Source organism: Pseudoalteromonas sp. NH0006-46 (genome assembly GCF_057547735.1).
In genome coordinates this window covers 1-844 of record NZ_BAAJML010000029.1, presented here as the reverse complement: position 1 = coordinate 844, position 844 = coordinate 1, and the positions used below count along the sequence as shown (strand labels likewise).

The 844-nt window shown below is 35.5% G+C and carries 2 protein-coding genes; both read right to left on the bottom strand.

Translation table 11 applies throughout. The features are described from left to right. Positions 1-309, bottom strand: a 309-nt coding sequence (locus tag AC27I2_RS19680) for a hypothetical protein (RefSeq protein ID WP_487205262.1), incomplete at its 3' end; no start/stop codon positions are given. A gap of 87 nt (positions 310-396) precedes the next feature. Continuing rightward, on the bottom strand, positions 397-783 hold the full coding sequence (locus AC27I2_RS19675; RefSeq protein ID WP_487205261.1) for a hypothetical protein: 387 nt from the start codon (positions 781-783) through the stop codon (positions 397-399). Positions 784-844: the final 61 nt, after the last annotated feature.

Here is an 844-nt window from a genome sequence, read left to right as displayed (position 1 = left end):
GTTGCTTATATACACCTTGAACAGTTGATAAATTGCAAATACTGGTAACAAAACTCCCCAACAAAAAAAGAAGCTACCAATCAAATACCCTAAATATTTATCAGTTTTAGCAACAGGTTCGTCTTCGGGGTTCATTTCCGACAGACATACCGACGTAACATCGGTATCAAACTCTTCTGGAAATTTATAGTTTCGCGATTCTAATGCTTTTTCAATTGCCAATTTTAAATCGGTTAAACCTTCTCTATTGCCAACAATACAATCTTGATATGTTTGATCGTAAATTTTTAACCAGGGTTTCGCTTTCAAAACAAATACTCCGAGGCAACTAACGCCCATTTAAGGGGCTGATAATAGTTTGCTAAAATGTGTAGCGAAGCGAAACCGAGCAAACTGTTAGCAGTCCCGCTTTAAATTCTTGTTATGTTTTTTATACGCATAGTATCGAAATAGTAGTGCTTGGATTACTGCAAATGAACCAAAAAACAATGCGGAACCTGTATTGGCAAAAAACCAATAGATTAGGGTTAATACAACTATAACGGCAATGTAATAAAAATAAGCCGCATTTGTATATTTTGAGATCACATAGTGAGTTGGTAAGCCGATTAACACCCAACCAACAAACGAAATAAACAAATACCCTGTACCGTATAAAACTAAAACCAACGCGAATTCATGTAGCTCAAAGCTATCAACAAATGCCATTACCAATAGATATAGTGTTGAACCAAGGCCAACAAATATAATGCTTTTTATAACTGCATTATCCCAATTACCCATCGAACCTCACGAAAAACATAACACCTCAATAACAGGCAACTTGTTGTCCTTGTTAATTGAT

What these genes read in the sequence shown, in the direction of transcription:
- AC27I2_RS19675 (WP_487205261.1), bottom strand. Translation starts at nt 783, where the DNA reads ATGGGTAATTGGGATAATGCAGTTATAAAAAGCATTATATTTGTTGGC.